Here is an 18,084-nt window from a genome sequence, read left to right as displayed (position 1 = left end):
GGCGATCGTATGACACAAATCATTTGGATTCAATGCTCCATCGGGGGACGTGAACTGCGGTTGATCTGGCACACTCGACCCGTGGCAGGACCCCCCGTCCGATTCCGGCGGCTCGCCGAACAGGTCGCCGACGAACTCCGCCGACGTATTCTGGCCGGCCAGCTCACCGATGATGAGGTGCTGCCCAAAGAGGACGAACTGCTCGTCGAGTTCGCCATCAGCAAGCCGTCGCTGCGCGAAGCCATGCGGATCCTGGAAGCCGAGGGGCTGTTGACCGTGCGACGCGGCAAACATGGCGGCGCTGTCATACATCGCCCCAGCCCAGCAAATGTCGCCTACACGATGGGACTGGTGTTGGGCTCCCAACAGGTGAGCCTCGCCGATGTCGGCACCGCGCTGCTTCAGGTGGAGCCGGCGTGCGCGGCGCTGTGCGCGGGGCGCCCGGACCGCAAAAGCACGGTGGTGCCGATTCTGCGGCGACTGCACGAGGAATCGATAGCATCCGTCGACGACCTCCCCCAAGCGACCTCAGCCAGCCGGCGCTACCACGAGGCCCTCGTCACCCACTGCGGCAACGCCACCATGCTCGTCATGGCCGGTGCACTCGAAACCCTGTGGTCGGCTCACGAGCAAAGTTGGTCCGCGCAGGTCACCGACCACTCCACGGTGCCGGTGTCCGAACGCCGCGCCGTTTTGGAAGATCACCGCCAGGTGATCGACGCGATCGACGTCGGCGACGCCCAGCGGGCGCGAGACCTGGCGGCGGCACACCTGGTGCACGCCCAGCGCTACCCCGGATGGTCGGGAGTGGTCGATCCCGCGATGATCCGGCCGGGTGGCGCCCGCGGGTCGCGCAACGGAGATGACCGAGCCGCCCGCGACCGGCATTGACGTTCCACCTTATTTTCATATGATTTGGTCATGACCGGGCCGGAGACGGGTGAGGCATGAGCACGCATGAATCGGTGCGTGCCGGCGGGGCGGCGGTCTGGTCGCCCTCGGTGGTTCCGCCGATCGGAGTCGAGCTGAGCGACTCCCAGGCGCTTGCCGTGGCGTTTCGTCACCTCGCCGACATCGGCTTCGCCGAGAACATGGCGGGGCACATCACCTGGCAGCCCGACGGCCGGGCGGAGATGCTGGTCAATCCGTGGGGATTGTGGTGGGCCGAACTCACCGCCTCCGACATCTGCACCGTCGATGAGGACGCCCGCGTCACCCGGGGCCGCTGGGATGTCACCCCGGCCATTCATATCCATACCGAGTTGCATCGGGCCCGCTCCGACGCCCGGGTGGTCATCCACAATCACCCCTACTACGTCAGCCTGCTGGCGTCCCTGCAGACGCTGCCCGAGCTGGTCCACCAGACCGGCTCGTTGTTCCTCGACGACCTGTGCTTCGTCGACAGTTACGACGGCGAGATCGACAGCGCCACCCGCGCTCGAGACCTGGCCCAGCGCATCGGCGATGCGAACCTGGCCATCCTGGCGTCGCACGGGGTGATCGCCACCGGACGCACGCTGGCCGAGGCGGTCTATCGGTCGGCGACCATCGAACGGGTCTGCAAGCTGGCCTACCACGTCATGCTGACCGGCCGGACCCCCGCGCCGATGAAGCGCTCCGACATGGCCGGCATGCAGGCGTCGTTGATCGAGCGCGCCGCCGACGTGTACTGGGCCGGCGCCGCGCGGATGACCATCAAGGCCGACCCCCACGTGCTGGACTGAGCAGAATCGAGGCCCCGGGTGAAATCGATCGATGAACTCAGCTCCGACCCGAACTTCACCACCGCCAAAGTCGGCGCCGAGCGCACCGTGACCTTCCTGCCCGAACCACCACGCGCACAGCGTCGCTACACGGTGATCTCGGTCGACGATCACATCGTCGAACCCCCCGACACCTTCGCGGGCCGCGTCCCGCGCAAACTCGCCGACCGGGCGCCCAAGGTGGTAGAGACCGAAAACGGCGGCCAGACCTGGATCTACGACGGCCAGTCGCTGCCGAACGTCGGGTTCAACGCCGTCGTCGGCCGGCCGGTGGCGGAGTACGGTTTCGAACCCGCCCGGTTCGACGAGATGCGGCGCGGCGCCTGGGACATCCACGAACGCGTCAAAGACATGGACCTCAACGGCGTCTACGCCTCACTGAACTTCCCGTCGTTCCTCCCGGGCTTCGCCGGGCAGCGGCTTGCACTGACCACCAAGGACCGCGACCTCGCGCTGGCATCGGTGCGGGCCTGGAACGACTGGCACCACGAAGTGTGGGCCGGCTCCTACCCCGACCGCATCATCGGTTGTCAGCTGCCGTGGCTGCTGGACCCGAAACTGGCCGCGACGATGATCTACCAGAACGCCGAAAGAGGTTTTCACGCTGTCACTTTCAGTGAGAATCCGGCCATGCTGGGCTTGCCGACCATTCACTCCGGCCATTGGGATCCGTTCATCGCCGCGTGCGCCGAGACCGGCACTGTGGTCAACCTACACATCGGATCGTCCGGTTCGGCGCCGTCCACCACCGACGACGCACCGCCCGACGTGGCGGGCGTGCTGTTCTTCGCCTACGCCATCTCGGCCGCGGTGGACTGGCTGTACTCCGGGCTTCCCAGCCGGTTCCCCGAGCTGAAAATCTGCCTGTCCGAGGGCGGGATCGGCTGGGTCGCAGGGTTGTTGGACCGCCTTGACCACATGCTGAGCTATCACGAGATGTACGGGACGTGGAAAGCGCTCGGCGAGACCCTCTCGCCGGCCGAAGTGCTTCAGCGCAACTTCTGGTTCTGCGCCGTCGAAGACCAGTCGTCGTTCTGCCAGCATGAGCGCATCGGCACCGACCACATCATGCTCGAGGCCGACTACCCGCACTGCGACTCGACCTGGCCGCACACTCAGCGCGTCATCCACGAGCAGATCGGCGATCTTCCCCCGGAGGTGGTCCGGAAGTTCACCTGGGAGAACGCCGCTCGGCTGTATCAGCATCCGGTACCCGAGGCGGTCCAACGCGATCCGGACGCGTTCTGAGGTGGACACGTCCGCGCCGCTGCGTATCGCGGTACTCGACGACTACCAGGGCATCGCCGAAACCGTGGACTGGTCGGCCATCCCGCGACCAGTCGACCTGCGGGCGCTGCGCGAGCACATCGCACCCGCCGACGACCTCGTCGCCCGGCTGGCCGATCGCGAGGTCGTGGTGGCGATGCGGGAGCGCACCCCGATCGACGCCGATCTGCTGGGCCGATTGCCATCGCTGAAACTGCTGGTCACCACCGGACCGTTCAACGCCGCCATCGACATAGCGGCCGCCCACCGGCTCGGCATCACGGTATGTGGCACCGGCGGCATCATCACCCCGACCGTCGAACTCACCTGGGCGCTGATCCACGCCCTGCAGCGCCACCTGATCGTCGAGGACGCGGCGCTGCGGGCCGGGCGCTGGCAACTGACCGTCGGCGCCGATCTGGCCGGGGCGACGCTGGGACTGGTCGGGCTGGGCCGGATCGGCCGGCGGGTCGCCGCGGTGGGCCACGCCTTCGGCATGCGGGTGACCGCATGGAGCCCGAACCTGACCGCGGAGCGCGCCGCCGAAGCGCAGGCGGAGCTGCTGGACCGGCGCAGCCTGTTCGAGACCGCCGATGTCGTGTCAGTTCACCTGGTGCTCTCCGAGACGACCCGAGGCGTCGTCGGCCGCGACGAACTCGCCGCGATGAAACCCGGCGCGATCCTGATCAACACCTCGCGCGGCGGCCTGATCGACGAGCCGGCGTTGATCGAGGCACTGCGGGCGAACCGGATCAGAGGTGCGGGGCTGGACGTCTACGGCGAGGAGCCGCTGCCGGCGGGACACCCCTTGACGACGCTGCCCAATACGGTGCTGACACCGCACCTGGGCTATGTCACCGAGAAATGTATGGACCGGTTCTACCGGGATATCGTTGATGATATTGCGGGGTATTGCGCGGGCACACCGCGACGACTGGTGGATATTTGAGCGAGGCGGTTTATTCCACTTTGGTTACCATAGTTCTGCAACAAAGAAGTCGCATCGGAATAACAGTTCAACAAAAGTATTGCACCGGTCGGTGACCGAAATTCTACGCATGGAAAAAGGCCCACGACCAGATGGTCGCGGGCCCTTTACCGAGAGGCTTATTTGGTACCGCCGGCCAAGCCGATGGGGGCACCGATAGCGTCTGCGGCCATTCCCACGATAGGGCTCGCCGCGGCGGCTCCGGCCGGCCCCGGCGCCACCAACGGCACCGGTGGAGGCATTCCGGGTACCACCGGAATCGGGGCGATCGGAATCGGTGGCACCGGCCCGGGAAGCCCCATCGGCACCACCGGAGCAGCGAGAGTAGTCAGGTCTGCGGCGGCCGGCCCACAAGGAGCCCCCGCCAGCACTGCGGTCGTGTCGACCAGCGTCGCATCAGCCGGCGCCGCGGCGCCCGCCGGTCCCACGAACGCGGTGAGGCCGCCGTTGCACACCGGCCCACCCACCGGCAGCGGCGCCATCGATGGCGCGGCTGCCGCATTGGCACTGAAAATCAGTGCACTTACACACAAGCCAATACCGGCGAATATCGCGATACCGGGTCTCCCGAGGCTCTTCAACGCAAACTCCGATTGTTAGTATCCAGCCCCCCGGACACGCAGTTTTCGACTGCGATTGAACCGTATCACAGCGGTGTAAGTAACTCGGAGCGCAAATTGATTCGTTACCGCACTGATGCGGATCAGCGACGTTGAATCGGCGCTCACCAGGCGGTCTACTCGCATTTTTGCCTGGTCAACGCAGAATGAAGGAGTACTCAACGAAATTGAGTGGAGCTAAGGGGACTCGAACCCCTGACCCCCACACTGCCAGTGTGGTGCGCTACCAGCTGCGCCATAGCCCCGCGGTGTCGTGCTCATCGAAGCTACACCACCGCCATACCCAGGCTCAAAACACCTGGTCACTCCGCGACCCGCTCAGGCCGGATGCTGGGTCTGGTGTAGCCCGTAGGGCACCGCGTCGAGCAGGGTGACCGTCACGCTGGCACCGCTGGGGACCTGGTAACTGCGCTGCTCGCCGGGGCGCGCCCCGGTGATGGCCTTGCCCAGCGGCGACTGCGGCGAATAGACCTCCAGCCCGCTCTGGTCGTCGTCGCGCACCCCCAGCAGGAAGGTCTCGGTGTCCCCGTCGTCGTAGCGGACCGTGAGCACCATGCCGGGTTCGGCCACACCGTCATCCGGCGGGTCCTCACCGACGACCGCGACCGCCAGCAGGTCATGGATCTGGTGGATCCGGGCCTGGCGCGCCTGCTGCTCGGTGATGTCGCCGCTGCTCGAACCGATGTGCGGCTCGGACAGTTCGGCCAGCTCGGCCAGCAACCGGTCCTTGGTCTGCTGTGTCATCCAGACACCTTGCGAATCAGCCATCGACGATCTCCTTTACAAACTTCAACAGGATTGAGTATCAACCAGGTTCAGCGGAGCGGGTCGAGTTCGCGCAACACCGAGGACTGCTTGCCGGTGGTGATCTGCTCGGCCAGCAGCCGACCCGTCACGGGGCCGTGCGTCAGGCCCCACATTCCGTGCCCGCCGGCGACGTACACGGTGCGCGGACACACCTCCCCCACCAGGGGGCGCCCATCCGGGCTGACCGGGCGCGGGCCCACCCACACGTCGCTGCGCTCATCCCAGCGCACGCCGTCGAGCAGCGGCCGGGTCGCGGCGATGATGGCCTCGACACGGGCGGGAACGATCGGGGCGTTCGGATCGCCGAACTCCATGGTGCCGGCGACCCGCAGTTTGGCGTTCAGCGGCGTGCAGGCCACCCGGGCGTCGGGCAGGTAGATCGGGCCGGTGACCGGTCCGTCGACCGGAACCGTGAAAGAGTAGCCGCGCCCGGCCCGCACCGGCACCCGAACCCAGCGGGCCGTCAGCTGCGACAGCCAGGCGCCGCTGGCGATCACCGCCGCGGACGCCGTCAACGTCGTACCGTCACGGCCCGTCACCACCACACCGTCGTCGGCCGGCGCCACGTCGGCGACGTCCAGGGTGTGCAGTGCGGCGCCACGCTCGACCACCGCGCGTCCCAGCGCGGTCACGAACCGTCCGGGATCGAGGAACCGCTGGCCGGCGATCTGCACCGCGGCCGCGACCGCCGACGACGCCAACGGCACCCGCTCCCGCAGCGCCGCACCGGTCAGTTCAGTGCAGAACACCGGCCGGCCGGCCTCGGAGAACCGCCGCAGCTCGTCGAGCAGACGTTCGGCATCGGCCGAGGTGCGGAAAATCGCGGTGATCGGCGCATCGGTCACCGGAGCGTCCACCCCGTTGGCCACCAGCACGTCGTAGACCTCGATGCATTCGGCGCTCAGGGGCGCGTTGGCCCGCACCGCTCGGCGCCACGCCGACGGGCGACTGTTCGCGGCGAAGCGCGCCAAAAAACTCCACAGCGCCGGGCCCGCGTTGAGCGGGATCTGCAGCGGCGCCGCGCGGCTCAGCAGGGACCGCAGCCCGAAGCGCAGATTGGCCGGCTCATTGAGTGGAATGGCCAGTGCCGGGGAGATCCAGCCGGCGTTGCCCCACGAAGAACCGGCCGCGACACCCACGCGATCGACGACGGTGACCTCGACCCCGCGTTCTTGCAGGAACCAGGCGGTCGACAATCCGACGATGCCGGCGCCCACCACGATCACCGATCGTGGCGCGCCGTCGATCCGATTGTCCGCACCCATTACTCCATGATGCGGTGATCACCGGAAATCGGGTTTGACCGAATCACACAACGACAACGTCAGAGTTTGTCGAAAACCGACATGTCACCTGCCGCCAGCTCGATCATCGCCGCGAACCGGGTGCGCGCATCGTCGAGGCCCAGCGGCGTAACCTCCGCCATCTTGCGCAACCGGTAACGCATCGTGTTCTTGTGCACGCCCAGCCGCTCCGCCGCCCGCGCCAGATCGCCCCGGGCGTCCAGCCATGCACGCAGCGTGGCCACGTACGGGGTCCCATGTGCCGCGTCGTGGCGGCGCAGCTCGGCGACCGGCCCACGCACCGGTACCCGGCCGGCGCGGGCCGCGGTGTAGAGCCGTCGCAGCACGATCTCGTCCCAGGCCTCGTCGTAGGCGGGCGGCGCAGTGTCGGGCGGCGCGGCTTGGTGCAGCTCCAGGCACTCCTCGGCCTCCCGGCGCGCCGCCGCCAGCTCGACCACGTCGGCGACCGCACTGATTCCGGCGAGCACAGTGGCCTCCTGCGGCAGCGCGCAGCGCAGCCCGCTGACCCATTGCCGGGCCTGCGACGTGTCTTGAGCGGGCAGCACCGTGTAGACCGTGTTGGCGGCCAGTGCGCTGCGGCCGGGACGCGACCAGCCGAATCCGGTGGTGACGGCCTCGAACGCCAGCAACAGCCCGGCGTGCGGTTGGGTCGCGATCCGGGTGTGCACGACGATCACCCGCAGCGGCGCCCGCGGCAGACCCAACCGGGCGACCAGGGCCGCGGCGTCGGCCGGGTCGGTGCGGCCGTCCAGCAGCCGGGTCACCCACTCGGATTCGACCTGACGTTCCAGATCCGCACTGGCCCGCGATCGCAGTACGTGCAAGGCCACCGTGCGGGCGCCGTCGGCCAGTGCCGTCAGCCGTTGCCCTTTCAGCGGGGCCGGGCAGGCCACCCACACCGCTCCCAGCAGCTCGCGGCCGGCGCGTACCGCCACCACCATCCGGCCGGTCAGGCCGTGCTCGGGGTCGGCGGCGACGAACAGTGGTTCGTCGTGGTGTTCCAGATGCTCGAACACGCCGCGCTTTTCGAACAACCGCCACAGCGACTCGTCCTCCTGGCGGTTCAGGATCGTCGCCGAGCGCGCGGGATCGGCGTGCCGCTGGCCGCGCGAGTAGGCCAGCACCCGGCCGAGTTGGTCCTCGACGGTGACCGCCCCACCGACGGCATCTGCCAGGCTGTCGGCGACCGCGAACAGATCCGTTGGGCCGCGGCCCGATTCGGTCTCCCGGCCTTCGAGCACCAGCCCGTAGACCACAGCGGCCAGCTCGCTCCAGGACACCGCCGGCTCCACCACCAGCACCGCCAGCGACTCGCCCTCGCCGGCGAAGGCGCTCTTGTCCTCGCCGTCGCGCACCAGTACGACGACGGCCTTGGCGGCCACCGCCCAGCGCACCGCCTCTTTTACCGAGCGGGCGCCGACGGCCAGCAGGACGTCGCCGATGACGGAGCGCTCACCGTTCACCTCGTGCATCACGACGCTGCTCAGCTGCGTCGTCCGCGGGACGGAACAGAACCGCAGGTGAACCCCGTAGCTGCCCACCACGTTGACCAGCCGGTCCAGCGTCACCATCAACAGAGCCTAGCCAGGTCGCGCTTGTGATCCCGCCGATCGGGCTGCGTGCCCGGGTCTCCGGTGCCAGCACCCAGGCGACGGCCGCCACCAGCAGCACAGCGCCGCTGATCATGAACCCCCACTCGAACGACAGCCGTTGGGCGATCTGCCCGACCACCAGCGATCCGACGATCGACCCGAGGTCGGCCATCATCTGATAGGTCGCCACCGCAGTACCGGCCCGGGCCTGGTTGCCGACCAGGTCGGCGATGACGGCCTGCTGCGGCGCCCCGTACATGCCCGAGGCCAGCCCGGCCAGATACGCCGCGACCAGGAACATCGCCAGCGACGAGCTGGCACCGAGCAGGACCGTCGCGACCGCGGACATCGCGAGCCCGGCGATGAGCGGGCCCCGGCGGCCGATCCGGTCGGACATGTGGCCGCTGGGCAACACCGCGCACACGTTGCCGATCCCGATCGTGGCCAGCGCCAGACCCGCGACGGCCGGTCCGCGATCCAAGACTTCGGTGACGAACAGCGGCACCAACGCCACCCGCAGGCCGAACACCGACCAGCCGGTTGCGAAGTTCGACAACAGCGCCGACCGGTAGGCGCGATGGCCCAGCGCTGCGCGCACCGACACCGTCGGCCCGGTCGAGTCAGCCGGTTCGGCCAGATGCGAGTTGCGCAGGCTGACGAACACGCCGGTGGCCGCCACCAGCAGCACCGAACCGTAGAACAGGAACGGCGCGCTGAGACCGAAACCGGCGGTCAGGCTGCCCAGTACCGGACCACCGACGGTGCCCAGCAGGAACGCGGTGGCGAACATCCCGGCCACCCGCCCGCGGGCATCCGCCGGGCTGATCCGGATCATCAGGCCCACCGCGGCGATGAAGAACATCGTCGACCCGACGCCACCGAGCGCGCGGAACACGAGCAGCTGCCAGTAGGTCTGGACGAACGCACATGCGGTGGTCGACACCGACACGATCAACAGGCCGGTCACATAGACCCGGCGTTCCCCCAGCCGCTGAACCATCAGACCGCTCACCGGCGCGAAGCACAGGCGCATCAGCGCAAACGCAGTGATGAGGAAGGTGGTCGCGGAGATACTCACTCCGAAATGGCGGGCATAGACCGGCAATACCGGCGACACCACCCCGTAGCCGAGTGCAATCAAGAAATTTGCACCGAGCAACACGAAGACCTCCCGCGGCAACCGCATGCGGGCGGCCGGGGAATCAGAAGTCACCTGCCGATTTTAGGCAACGGGCGCTGTCGCCTCCGCCCGGACCTGCGCCGACCGGGCAGCGCAGCGCTGCACGCGACGCGGATCGCGGTGCGGCGGGTCGATGCCATGCCCCGGTAATCTCAAGCCCCGGAGGCTTGATCATGATGAATTGTCCAGGCGGCGACGAGGTCCGGCGATGAGCGACGTCGCCGCCCGGGTGGCCGGTCCGAACGAGCCGCCGCAGCGGCCGGTGGTGCTGGTGCTATGGGATCAGCGGGCCGCGTTCAAACCGTTTGTGGTGGCCGGCGCCACCGCGATCGTGACCGGCGGTGCGCTGGCGGCGGCCATCGCCGCGCCGTCACCGACCCGCCACGGTGTGTGGGCGGTCGCCTACCTGGTGCTGGTGCTCGGTGTCGGCCAGTTGGTGCTGGGTGCGGGTCAAGCATTGCTGGCGGCCGAGCCACTGACACCGGGCGCGGCGGCGCTCAACTCAGCGGCGTTCAACGTCTCCGGTGCGGCGATCGTGCTCGGCGTCGTCACCGACCGCATCGTGATGTTCGACGTCGGTGCCGCGGTGTTGTTGGTGGTGTTGGCGTGGTTGCTCTATGTCGTGCGGCGCACTGCACGACGCGGCTGGGCGCTGATCGCCTACCGGCTGTTCATCGCGGCGCTGATCGTGAGCATCCCGATCGGCATGCTGATCACCACCGCGGGCCGCGGCTAGATTTGCGGGCTCGACCCGGCTTCAGTGCCGGCCGAGCAGCCTGGCCAGCACGGCCGCCTGACTGCCGTCCAGATCCCGGGTCGCGGTCACCAGGGTGACGGTCTTCTTGCCCCGAGTCAGCTCACGCAGGCCGTCGAACGCGGCAGCGCCCTGCGGGGTACGCAGTTCGTCTTCGTAGCGGGTGACGAACTCGTCGAAGCGCTCCGGCCGGTGGTCGTACCAACCGCGGAGTTCCCGGGAAGGCGCCGCGTCCTTGAACCAGTGGCCCACCCGCGGATCGTCCTTGCGGAACCCTCGCGGCCATACCCGGTCGACGAGTATCCGATCCCCGTCCTCGGGACGCGGCTCGTCGTAAACGCGGGCCACCCGGATGTCGGCTTTCGCAGTCATACCCCAGGTTATCGCCGGCAATAGGGACCCGGCCACGGCCAAGGTGACCTGCGACGAAACCGGTCCGGGCGGGCTGAATGGGCTCGGTCACCCCGCCCGGTGACGCCTTCAAACTTAGCTTAGGCAATGCTATCTTTGCGTCATGTGCCAGTCCCGTTTCGCGGACTTCCGTGTCGTGATACGGACAGTGCACGAGATCTGCGGGCCGCGTCGGCCGCGTTCCTCGCCGGCGCCGATGACCGGGGGCTGTAGACGCTGATGGCTGCGATCTGGATCGCATCCCCACCCGAGGTGCATTCCGCCCTGCTGAGCAACGGACCCGGCCCGGCCGCGTTGCTCAGCGCCGCGGGAGCCTGGTCGGCGCTGAGTGCCGAATACTCCACGGTCGCCGCCGAACTTGTCACCGTGCTCGGCGCCACCCGGTCGACGGCGTGGAACGGCCCTAGCGCAGACCGCTATGACACAGCGCATGCGCCGTACCTGCAGTGGCTGACCCGGGCCAGTGCCGACAGTGCGCGTACCGCCGCGCAACACGAAATCGCGGCGGCCGCCTACAGCACCGCCATGGCGGCCATGCCCACCCTGGCGGAGTTGGCGCTGAACCACACTGTCCACGGGGTACTGACCGCCACCAATTTCTTCGGCATCAACACCATCCCGATCGCGCTCAACGAGGCCGACTACGCCCGCATGTGGGTTCAGGCCGCCACCGTGATGACGACCTATGAGGCGGTGTCCGGTGCGGCACTGGCGTCGCTGCCCGGAATCGAACCGGCCCCGCCGATAGTCGCCGCCGACACCAGCCCCGGCGGCGAAGACCCGACGGATCCGCTTGACGAGGCGAACTTCTGGTTCTGGTTCTGGTTCTGGAACATCGTCTTCTGGTTGAATGTCCTGCACCTCGTGACGATTGCGGTGCGCATCCCAATCTTCCTGCCGCTGTTCATCTCCGCCATCAACGACTTCATCGCCTCGATGCAGCCGCAGTCCGAGCCGGCGCTCGAGGCGCACGAGCCGCAGCCCACGCCCGGCGCAGTAGCGCACCGCGCGCCGGTATCCGCCGACCGGCCCGCCCTGACGGGCTACGGCCTCGCCAGCCCCATCGCGGGAGCCGCGGGGGCAGGGGCACCCGCGAGCCCGGCCACTCCGGCGACCACCGGGCCGGCACTGCCCGTGGGCGGCGCCGAGATATCGGGCTATCTGGTCTCCGGGGGCTATGCCGAAGACAGCGGGCCGACCCTGATCGACCGGGACCAGTCCACCGCACCGGCCGCCGGCATCGCGGCCGCCACCGCGGCCAAGACACCATCGGCCCGGGCGCCGGCGCGGATACGGCGGCGCCGGCGTGTGGCCATGGCGGAATACGCCGACGCCACCATGGCCCTGGACGCCGAGGCGACGGAGCCCCCCGTCGATCCGGGGTTGACCACCTCGGAGACCGGCGCCGGGCCACTGGGGTTCACCGGAGCAGCGCGCCGAGCCGAGGTGCGCTCGACGGGGCTGGTCCGGTTGCGCGACGACGCGTTCGGGGCCGGCCCGGTGATGCCGTTGCTGCCCGAGACCTGACCGTCCGGAAACGACGGTCCCCGACTGATACCGCCGCCGGATGCCATGACGCCGCAATGAGCGCGAATCCGACCGGGCGGCCAATAAGGAAAGCCGGCCAGAGCGGGTGGCTCTGGCCGGCGACCTTCTGTTGTGGAGCTGCCGGGAATCGAACCCGGGTCCTACGGCATTCCCTCAAGGCTTCTCCGTGCGCAGTTCGCTATGCCTCTACTCGGATCTCCCGGTCACGCGAACGAGCCGAGATGACGATCCCAGTCGCTGTTGGTGTCCCGATAAATCCCGCGACCGGACGTATCGGTGGATCCCTCTAGTCGATGCCAGGGTCCGGGCCGAGGGAGGTCCCGGTCTGACAGGCCCGCTATCGCTTAAGCAGCGAGAGCGAAGTCGCTCTGAAGAGCGACCTTAGCCGGAGTAAGTGCAACCTTGGCGCTTACTTGGTTACAGCGACGCTTAACGGTGGTCTCCTGCCTGCACCGGCACGCTTCCCTTGATTCGACACACGCAGTCGAAACCTTTCAGCCCCCTGTCCTTGTTCTCTCTACGCCCGCCGATTCGGCGAGACAACCCATGGTACCGGTCTGCAACGACAGGATGCGGCATCTTTATTTCCGGGGTCACGCCGGTCAGCCGCCTCAGATAACGAAGTTCAGGTGCTCGACGATGCGGGCGGCAACCTCCCGGTCCCCGTCGAGGTCGACCGCCCTGGGAGCCGCGCGCCCGCCGGCGGCCCGGGTGAACGCCACCCCGTCCATCCGGATCACCGCCGTAGGCGCCTGACCGCCGAAGTCGTCGACAACCTGGGCGCGGCCCTCGACCGCCACCCGGATGGTCCGCGCCAGTGGCCCGGTCAGCTCGAGGGCCACCCGGGAGCCCTGCGGCGCCCCGCCGAGCTTGCCCACCACCCGTCCCATCGCGGCGGCCATCTCATCGAGGGCATGCCGGGCCGCCGGTCCGGCCAGCTCCGCCCCGGAGGCGGGCAGTCCCAGCCCGTCACGGATGTCGAGCTCATGCATCCAGCAGTCGAAGACCCGCACCCTCATGAACCGGCCATAGCTGTCCGGCCCTACCGGTGTCACCGTCGGCGCGTTCCAGTCCTCGTCGGACAGCCCTGCCAGCACCGCGCGCCGCCGGTCGGTCACCGACCGGAACCGCGCCAGCAGATCCGTCCCGGATTCATCGCGCAGGTGACGCACCCAGCACTCGTTGTTCGCGCCGACGCCGTTGCGCACGTGCTCGAGCGCCGACACCTCGAGATCACTTTGCGGAGTGGGCATTCCGAGCAGCATCGATTCGGTCCCGACGATGTGCGCGACGACGTCATGCACCGACCAGCCCGGCAGCGGAACCGGCTGGGACCACTGCTGGTCGGTCAAACCGCCCAGCAACTTGTCGAGGCCATCCCAGCAGGCGAACAGGCCTGCCAGCACATCGGACTTGTCGAGCCGGGTCGGGGCGGGGCCGGTCATGGGATCCGATGCTAAACCCGCCGCTACCCCGCGGTGATCATCGCCACCGAAACGACTGCCGCAAGCATGCCGACCACCTGCCCCGGGTGCACCCGCTCGCGTAACACCACGATCGCCAACACCACTGTCACCGCCGGGAACAGCGAGATCAGGACACTGGCCAGCGAGAGTTGCGATCCCCGCAGGGCCAGCAGCATCGCGACGTTGGCACCCGTATCGGCCAGGCCGGCCAGCACCGCCAGCCTCAGCGTCCCGCCGGTGGGCGCCCGCAGATCCCCGGCGCCGGTCGCCGCGATGATCACCAGCACCGCAGCGGCCACCCGCGCGAACGCCAGCGGCCACAGCCCGGCGTCGGCCGGCGCCTCGTGGAGGAAGACGAAGTCGAATCCGAACGCCACACCGGCACCGACCGTCAGCCACGCCACCTTGCGGGTGAACCGGTGCGGCCGGATGTCCTCGTCGGTGACCTGCCGGCTCACCAGGGCGACGGCCACCAGCGCCAGCACGATCCCGGCCGCGGCCACCCGTCCCGGTCGCTCTCCCTGAAGCACCCCGACCACCACCGGTACCCCCGCCGCCAGCACCGCCGACACCGGGGACACCACCGAAATCGGACCGGAACCCAGGGCGGCGTAGAACCACCATCCGCCCAGGCCCAGCGCCACCCCCGACGCCAGACCCCAGCCGATCGCTCCCGGCGGGATCGGCCCGCCGACCCAGATCGCCAGCGCGCCCAGCAACACCAGTGCCACCGGGTAGGACACCAGCACCACCCGCAGCGCCGGTACCCGGCGGGCGGCGAGGCCACCGGCGAAGTCGCTGAACCCGAAGCAGGCTGCTGACAGCAGTGCCAGCGCTGCGCCGATCACATGCCCTTGGCTCGCCGTCCCAGCGCGCGGGTGACCTCGCGCTGAGCGTCGCGGCGGGCGAGATCCTGCCGCTTGTCGTGGGCCTGCTTGCCGCGGGCGAGCGCCAGTTCTACCTTCACCTTGCCTTCGGCGAAGTACACCGACAGCGGAACCAGGGTGAGGTTGCCGTCGCGGATCTTTCCGATCAGCATGTCGATCTGGCGTCGGTGCAACAGCAGCTTGCGGGCGCGTCGCGGATCGTGGTTGGTCCAGCTGCCGTGCTTGTACTCGGGGATGTGCATGTTTCGCAGCCACACCTCGCCGTCGTCGACGGTGGCGAACGCATCGACCAGCGAGGCTTGGCCGGCCCGCAGGCTCTTCACCTCGGTGCCCAGCAGCGCCACCCCGGCTTCGTACACATCCAGGACCGAATAGTTGTGCCGTGCCTTACGGTTCGACGCAACGATCTGCTTATCGGTGCGCTTGGCCGCCGCCTTCTTGGCCACCCCTACCGCCGGACGTACAGACGAAGCGTCACGTACGCCGTCGCCCCGGCCATCGCTGCACCCAGCAACAGCAGGATCGGTGAGATGTAGAGGATGTCGGCATAGTCGATACGCGCGATCAGCCGTGCTTGATAGAACTGGCTGAGCGCGTTGTCGAGGAACAGCGCCCGCACCACGATCAACCCAATGATCGCGATGATCACGCCCGCGGTCGCGGCCAGCACCGCTTCCACCAGAAACGGCAACTGGGTGTACCAGCGGCTCGCGCCCACCAGGCGCATGATCGACACCTCGGTGCGCCGGGTGTAGGCGGCGACCTGAACCATGTTGGCGATCAACAACACCGCCCCGACCGCCTGCACCAGGGCGACGGCGAACGCGGCACTGCTCAACCCGTCGAGAACGGCGAACAGCCGGTCGATCAGCTTCTTCTGGTTGAGCACGCTGAGCACACCCGGCTGGTCGGCCATCGCGGCGTCGAAATCCTTGCTCTGCTCCGGGTTTTCCAATTTCACGATGAACGACGCCGGGAAGGTGTCCTTGCTCGCCACGTCCTTGAACTCCGGGAACTTGCGAATGGCGTCAGCGTAGGCGTCGTCGGAGTTGAGATAGCGCACCGACTTCACGTCATCGCGTGCCTCGATCCGCTCGCGCAGCGCCTTGCAGGCCTGTGCTTCGCAGTTCGGGTCGTCGGCAGCCACCTCGGTGTTCAAGAACACCTGCGATTCGACCCGGTCCAGGTAGATGTTCCGGGACTGGTCGGCCAAGCGCACCACCAGCAGGCCGCCGCCGAACAGACCGATCGAGATCGCCGTGGTCAGGATCATCGCCACCGTCATGGTGACGTTGCGGCGCAACCCGGTCAGGACTTCATTGAAAAGGAACCCGAAGCGCACGTCAGCGATCCATCCCGTAGACACCGCGCTGTTCGTCGCGCACCAACCGCCCCAGCGACAGCTCCACGACCCGTTGGCGCATCGAGTCGACGATGTGGTGGTCGTGGGTCGCCATCAGCACCGTGGTTCCGGTGCGGTTGATCCGCTCCAGCAGGTCCATGATGTCCTCGCTGGTATCGGGATCGAGGTTGCCCGTGGGCTCGTCGGCCAGGAGCACCAGCGGCCGGTTGACGAAGGCCCGCGCGATCGCCACCCGCTGCTGCTCACCGCCGGACAGCTCGCCGGGCAGCCGGTTGGCTTTTCCGGACAAACCGACCATCTCCAGCACCTCCGGGACGACCCGGTTGATCATCTCCGGTTTCTTGCCGATGACCTCCAGTGCGAATGCGACGTTCTCGAACACCGTCTTCTGCTGCAGCAGCCGGAAGTCCTGGAACACGCATCCGAGCACCTGCCGCAGGCTGGGGATGTGGCGGCCGGGCAGCTTGTTGACGTGGAACTTCGACACCTGGATGTCGCCCTTGGTCGGTGTCTCCTCGGCCAGCAGCAGTCGCATGAACGTCGACTTGCCCGAACCGGACGGTCCGATCAGAAACACGAACTCGCCCTTGTCGATTTTGACGTTGATGTTGTCCAGCGCCGGACGGGCCGACGATTTGTACTGCTTGGTGACATGGTCGAGCGTGATCATCACGGCACGCAGTTTAGCCGTGCGACACACCGTGGCCGGTCAGGCCACGTCTACGGTGCCGCCGGATGCGCGGTCGTCGGCCCGGCTGGTACCGGGGCGGGCAGGCCGGGGGGCCGCGAAACTCCGGGCGCCGCCGGGGGTGGCGGCGCTCCCGGCGAAGCCGGTGGGACCGGCTCGACCGGAGCCACGGCGGGCGGCGGGCACAACGGTGGGCAGAACGGAAACGCGGGCTCCGGCGACGGTGTCGGCGCCTCGGGCGTCGGCGGCGGCTCGGCCGTGGTCGGGGTGGGGGTCACCGTCTCGGTGACGGTCACCGGTGGCTGCTGCAACCTGGTGCGCGGCACCCAGGTGTAGGCGGGGTCGGGGATGAACCCGGGCGGCACCACCTGCGGGGCGGCCGGCGGCGCCGGCTCGGTCCGGTAGGTGTCGTAGACCCACCACACCGCGACGAACGCGACGATCAACACCACGGTCGAGGTGCGCATCCGGCCATTGAACAGATGCACCGGCCAACGCCGCCTCGACCCCTCGCGGGCGACCTCGGGCTTTTTCGGGCTGATCTTCACGGCGTCTCCACCGGGTTGATCTCGCCGGCGGCGACAACGCCGGCCGACGCCAGGGCCCGCACCACCTGAATGCGCAGCCGGCGTCCGACCTCGAACTGCTTGCCGGGCAGGGTGCGGGCAACCATCCGCAAATTGACGACGCCGAGTTCGATGCTCTCCACCCCCATGATCGACGGCTGATCCAACAGCAGATCCCGCAGCGGGGCGTCGGCCTCGCGCGCGTTCTCACACACCTGATGCAGCACCTCGTTGACCCGGTTCAAGTCGGCGCTGGTGGGTACCGGGATGTCGACGACGGCGCGCGCCCAGTCCTTGGACAGGTTCAGTGAGCGGACGATGTTGCCGTTGGGGACGGTGAACACCTCGCCGTCGGCGGTGCGCAGTTTGGTCACCCGCAGCGTCACGTCCTCCACGGTGCCCAGTGCCTCCACCGACGCCCCGATCATGCTCAGCTGCACCAGATCGCCGAAGCCATACTGCTTTTCGGTGATGATGAAGAATCCGCTGAGCAGGTCCTGCACCAGCTTCTGCGCGCCGAACCCCAGCGCACCACCGATCACCGCGGCCGGTCCCACCAATGATCCGACCGGAACGTCGAGGATTCCGGTGATCTCGACGGCGACCACCACGGCGAGCATGGCCACCGACACCCAGGAAATCACCGAGGCGACGGCCTGCCGATGCTTGGAGGCCTCCGAACGCACCAGCGCATCACTGGCCTGAAAGCCGAGCTCCAGCCGGCGAGTGACGCGGCGTGCGGCCCAGGTGATGAACCGCGATGCCAACACCGCCCCGATCACCAGCAGGACGATCCGCAGTCCTTTGGTGATGACCCACTCGCCGAGCTCACCGCGCCACACGTCATGCCAGCGCTGTCCTGGCGAGAAGGCCGATAGCAT

Annotated in this window: 19 protein-coding genes, 1 tRNA gene and 1 other RNA gene; 6 read left to right on the top strand and 15 right to left on the bottom strand. The window is 68.2% G+C overall.

Annotation, left to right across the window (positions count from 1 at the left end; all coding sequences use genetic code 11):
- The first annotated feature begins 81 nt into the window (after window positions 1-81).
- From G6N23_RS06335 to G6N23_RS06320, 4 genes are read left to right on the top strand one after another with little or no spacing between them, the layout of a single operon-like run.
- Complete coding sequence (locus tag G6N23_RS06335) at window positions 82-891, top strand: FadR/GntR family transcriptional regulator (protein WP_085262032.1); 810 nt, start codon at window positions 82-84, stop codon at window positions 889-891.
- A 56-nt stretch (window positions 892-947) separates the two neighbouring features.
- Window positions 948-1,724, top strand: a complete 777-nt coding sequence (locus G6N23_RS06330; protein WP_085262031.1) for a class II aldolase/adducin family protein — start codon at window positions 948-950, stop codon at window positions 1,722-1,724.
- An 18-nt stretch (window positions 1,725-1,742) separates the two neighbouring features.
- Window positions 1,743-3,011 (top strand): amidohydrolase family protein, encoded by a 1,269-nt coding sequence (locus G6N23_RS06325; RefSeq protein ID WP_085262030.1) that lies wholly within the window; start codon window positions 1,743-1,745, stop codon window positions 3,009-3,011.
- A 1-nt stretch (window position 3,012) separates the two neighbouring features.
- Entirely contained in the window at window positions 3,013-3,978 is a 966-nt protein-coding gene (locus G6N23_RS06320; RefSeq protein ID WP_173675033.1) for a D-2-hydroxyacid dehydrogenase family protein, read from the top strand.
- A 158-nt stretch (window positions 3,979-4,136) separates the two neighbouring features.
- On the opposite strand, the gene G6N23_RS06315 is transcribed toward G6N23_RS06320, so the two are convergent.
- The 6 genes from G6N23_RS06315 to G6N23_RS06290 form a co-directional block, all read right to left on the bottom strand.
- Window positions 4,137-4,499 (bottom strand): hypothetical protein, encoded by a 363-nt coding sequence (locus tag G6N23_RS06315; protein WP_085262029.1) that lies wholly within the window; start codon window positions 4,497-4,499, stop codon window positions 4,137-4,139.
- 310 nt (window positions 4,500-4,809) lie between these two features.
- Window positions 4,810-4,882, bottom strand: a tRNA-Ala gene (locus G6N23_RS06310).
- Window positions 4,883-4,955: 73 nt separating this feature from the next.
- Window positions 4,956-5,405: a GreA/GreB family elongation factor gene (locus tag G6N23_RS06305; protein ID WP_085262028.1), complete on the bottom strand. Its 450-nt coding sequence runs from the start codon at window positions 5,403-5,405 to the stop codon at window positions 4,956-4,958.
- Between the two features lie 47 nt (window positions 5,406-5,452).
- A complete protein-coding gene (locus G6N23_RS06300; RefSeq protein WP_085262027.1) occupies window positions 5,453-6,709 on the bottom strand; it encodes an NAD(P)/FAD-dependent oxidoreductase in 1,257 nt (418 codons plus the stop codon).
- A 59-nt stretch (window positions 6,710-6,768) separates the two neighbouring features.
- On the bottom strand, window positions 6,769-8,319 hold the full coding sequence (locus tag G6N23_RS06295) for a PucR family transcriptional regulator (protein ID WP_085262026.1): 1,551 nt from the start codon (window positions 8,317-8,319) through the stop codon (window positions 6,769-6,771).
- On the bottom strand, window positions 8,201-9,526 hold the full coding sequence (locus G6N23_RS06290) for an MFS transporter (RefSeq protein WP_109560207.1): 1,326 nt from the start codon (window positions 9,524-9,526) through the stop codon (window positions 8,201-8,203). The genes G6N23_RS06295 and G6N23_RS06290 overlap by 119 nt, the downstream gene beginning before the upstream one ends.
- A gap of 202 nt (window positions 9,527-9,728) precedes the next feature.
- On the opposite strand from G6N23_RS06290, the gene G6N23_RS06285 reads away from it, so the two are divergent.
- Window positions 9,729-10,256, top strand: a complete 528-nt coding sequence (locus G6N23_RS06285; RefSeq protein ID WP_085262025.1) for a hypothetical protein — start codon at window positions 9,729-9,731, stop codon at window positions 10,254-10,256.
- Window positions 10,257-10,277: 21 nt separating this feature from the next.
- On the opposite strand, the gene G6N23_RS06280 is transcribed toward G6N23_RS06285, so the two are convergent.
- Window positions 10,278-10,646 (bottom strand): DUF488 domain-containing protein, encoded by a 369-nt coding sequence (locus tag G6N23_RS06280; RefSeq protein WP_085262024.1) that lies wholly within the window; start codon window positions 10,644-10,646, stop codon window positions 10,278-10,280.
- A gap of 255 nt (window positions 10,647-10,901) precedes the next feature.
- Here G6N23_RS06280 and G6N23_RS06275 point away from each other — a divergent pair, with 255 nt between their 5' ends.
- Window positions 10,902-12,212: a PPE family protein gene (locus G6N23_RS06275; protein WP_407938365.1), complete on the top strand. Its 1,311-nt coding sequence runs from the start codon at window positions 10,902-10,904 to the stop codon at window positions 12,210-12,212.
- Between the two features lie 130 nt (window positions 12,213-12,342).
- Here the strand turns inward: G6N23_RS06275 and ssrA are convergent.
- The 8 genes from ssrA to G6N23_RS06235 all read right to left on the bottom strand — a co-directional run bounded on the left by ssrA (window position 12,343) and on the right by G6N23_RS06235 (window position 18,084).
- Window positions 12,343-12,735: a transfer-messenger RNA gene (gene ssrA, locus G6N23_RS06270) on the bottom strand.
- Window positions 12,736-12,844: 109 nt separating this feature from the next.
- Window positions 12,845-13,678, bottom strand: coding sequence for a maleylpyruvate isomerase family mycothiol-dependent enzyme (locus G6N23_RS06265; RefSeq protein ID WP_085262023.1), 834 nt, complete (start codon window positions 13,676-13,678; stop codon window positions 12,845-12,847).
- A 23-nt stretch (window positions 13,679-13,701) separates the two neighbouring features.
- Window positions 13,702-14,547, bottom strand: a complete 846-nt coding sequence (locus tag G6N23_RS06260) for an EamA family transporter (RefSeq protein WP_085262022.1) — start codon at window positions 14,545-14,547, stop codon at window positions 13,702-13,704.
- Window positions 14,544-15,032, bottom strand: a complete 489-nt coding sequence (gene smpB, locus G6N23_RS06255) for an SsrA-binding protein SmpB (protein WP_085262021.1) — start codon at window positions 15,030-15,032, stop codon at window positions 14,544-14,546. Before smpB ends, G6N23_RS06260 begins: the two co-directional genes overlap by 4 nt.
- Window positions 15,033-15,034: 2 nt before the next feature.
- Window positions 15,035-15,928 carry a permease-like cell division protein FtsX gene (gene ftsX / locus G6N23_RS06250; RefSeq protein ID WP_085262020.1) on the bottom strand — a complete coding sequence of 298 codons (894 nt, stop codon included), beginning with the start codon at window positions 15,926-15,928 and terminating at the stop codon, window positions 15,035-15,037.
- Between the two features lies 1 nt (window position 15,929).
- Window positions 15,930-16,619: a cell division ATP-binding protein FtsE gene (ftsE, locus tag G6N23_RS06245; protein WP_029249406.1), complete on the bottom strand. Its 690-nt coding sequence runs from the start codon at window positions 16,617-16,619 to the stop codon at window positions 15,930-15,932.
- 50 nt (window positions 16,620-16,669) lie between these two features.
- Window positions 16,670-17,185: an Rv3103c family proline-rich protein gene (locus G6N23_RS06240; protein WP_085262019.1), complete on the bottom strand. Its 516-nt coding sequence runs from the start codon at window positions 17,183-17,185 to the stop codon at window positions 16,670-16,672.
- Window positions 17,182-18,084: a mechanosensitive ion channel family protein gene (locus G6N23_RS06235; protein WP_085262018.1), complete on the bottom strand. Its 903-nt coding sequence runs from the start codon at window positions 18,082-18,084 to the stop codon at window positions 17,182-17,184. Before G6N23_RS06235 ends, G6N23_RS06240 begins: the two co-directional genes overlap by 4 nt.

The sequence above is a fragment of the Mycolicibacter terrae genome (assembly GCF_010727125.1).
Lineage (GTDB): Bacteria > Actinomycetota > Actinomycetes > Mycobacteriales > Mycobacteriaceae > Mycobacterium > Mycobacterium terrae.
The sequence above is the reverse complement of the archived record's forward strand: the minus strand, read 5'-3'. Positions and strand labels throughout refer to the sequence as shown.

Excerpts from the sequence above, each read along its gene's own strand:
- G6N23_RS06330 (WP_085262031.1), top strand. The coding sequence starts at position 948 with ATGAGCACGCATGAATCGGTGCGTGCCGGCGGGGCGGCGGTCTGGTCG.
- G6N23_RS06315 (WP_085262029.1), bottom strand. The coding sequence starts at position 4,499 with ATGGCGCCGCTGCCGGTGGGTGGGCCGGTGTGCAACGGCGGCCTCACC.
- G6N23_RS06305 (WP_085262028.1), bottom strand. The coding sequence starts at position 5,405 with ATGGCTGATTCGCAAGGTGTCTGGATGACACAGCAGACCAAGGACCGG.
- G6N23_RS06300 (WP_085262027.1), bottom strand. The coding sequence starts at position 6,709 with ATGGGTGCGGACAATCGGATCGACGGCGCGCCACGATCGGTGATCGTG.
- G6N23_RS06295 (WP_085262026.1), bottom strand. The coding sequence starts at position 8,319 with ATGGTGACGCTGGACCGGCTGGTCAACGTGGTGGGCAGCTACGGGGTT.
- G6N23_RS06290 (WP_109560207.1), bottom strand. The coding sequence starts at position 9,526 with ATGCGGTTGCCGCGGGAGGTCTTCGTGTTGCTCGGTGCAAATTTCTTG.
- G6N23_RS06285 (WP_085262025.1), top strand. The coding sequence starts at position 9,729 with ATGAGCGACGTCGCCGCCCGGGTGGCCGGTCCGAACGAGCCGCCGCAG.
- G6N23_RS06280 (WP_085262024.1), bottom strand. The coding sequence starts at position 10,646 with ATGACTGCGAAAGCCGACATCCGGGTGGCCCGCGTTTACGACGAGCCG.
- G6N23_RS06265 (WP_085262023.1), bottom strand. The coding sequence starts at position 13,678 with ATGACCGGCCCCGCCCCGACCCGGCTCGACAAGTCCGATGTGCTGGCA.
- ftsE (WP_029249406.1), bottom strand. The coding sequence starts at position 16,619 with ATGATCACGCTCGACCATGTCACCAAGCAGTACAAATCGTCGGCCCGT.
- G6N23_RS06235 (WP_085262018.1), bottom strand. The coding sequence starts at position 18,084 with ATGCTATCGGCCTTCTCGCCAGGACAGCGCTGGCATGACGTGTGGCGC.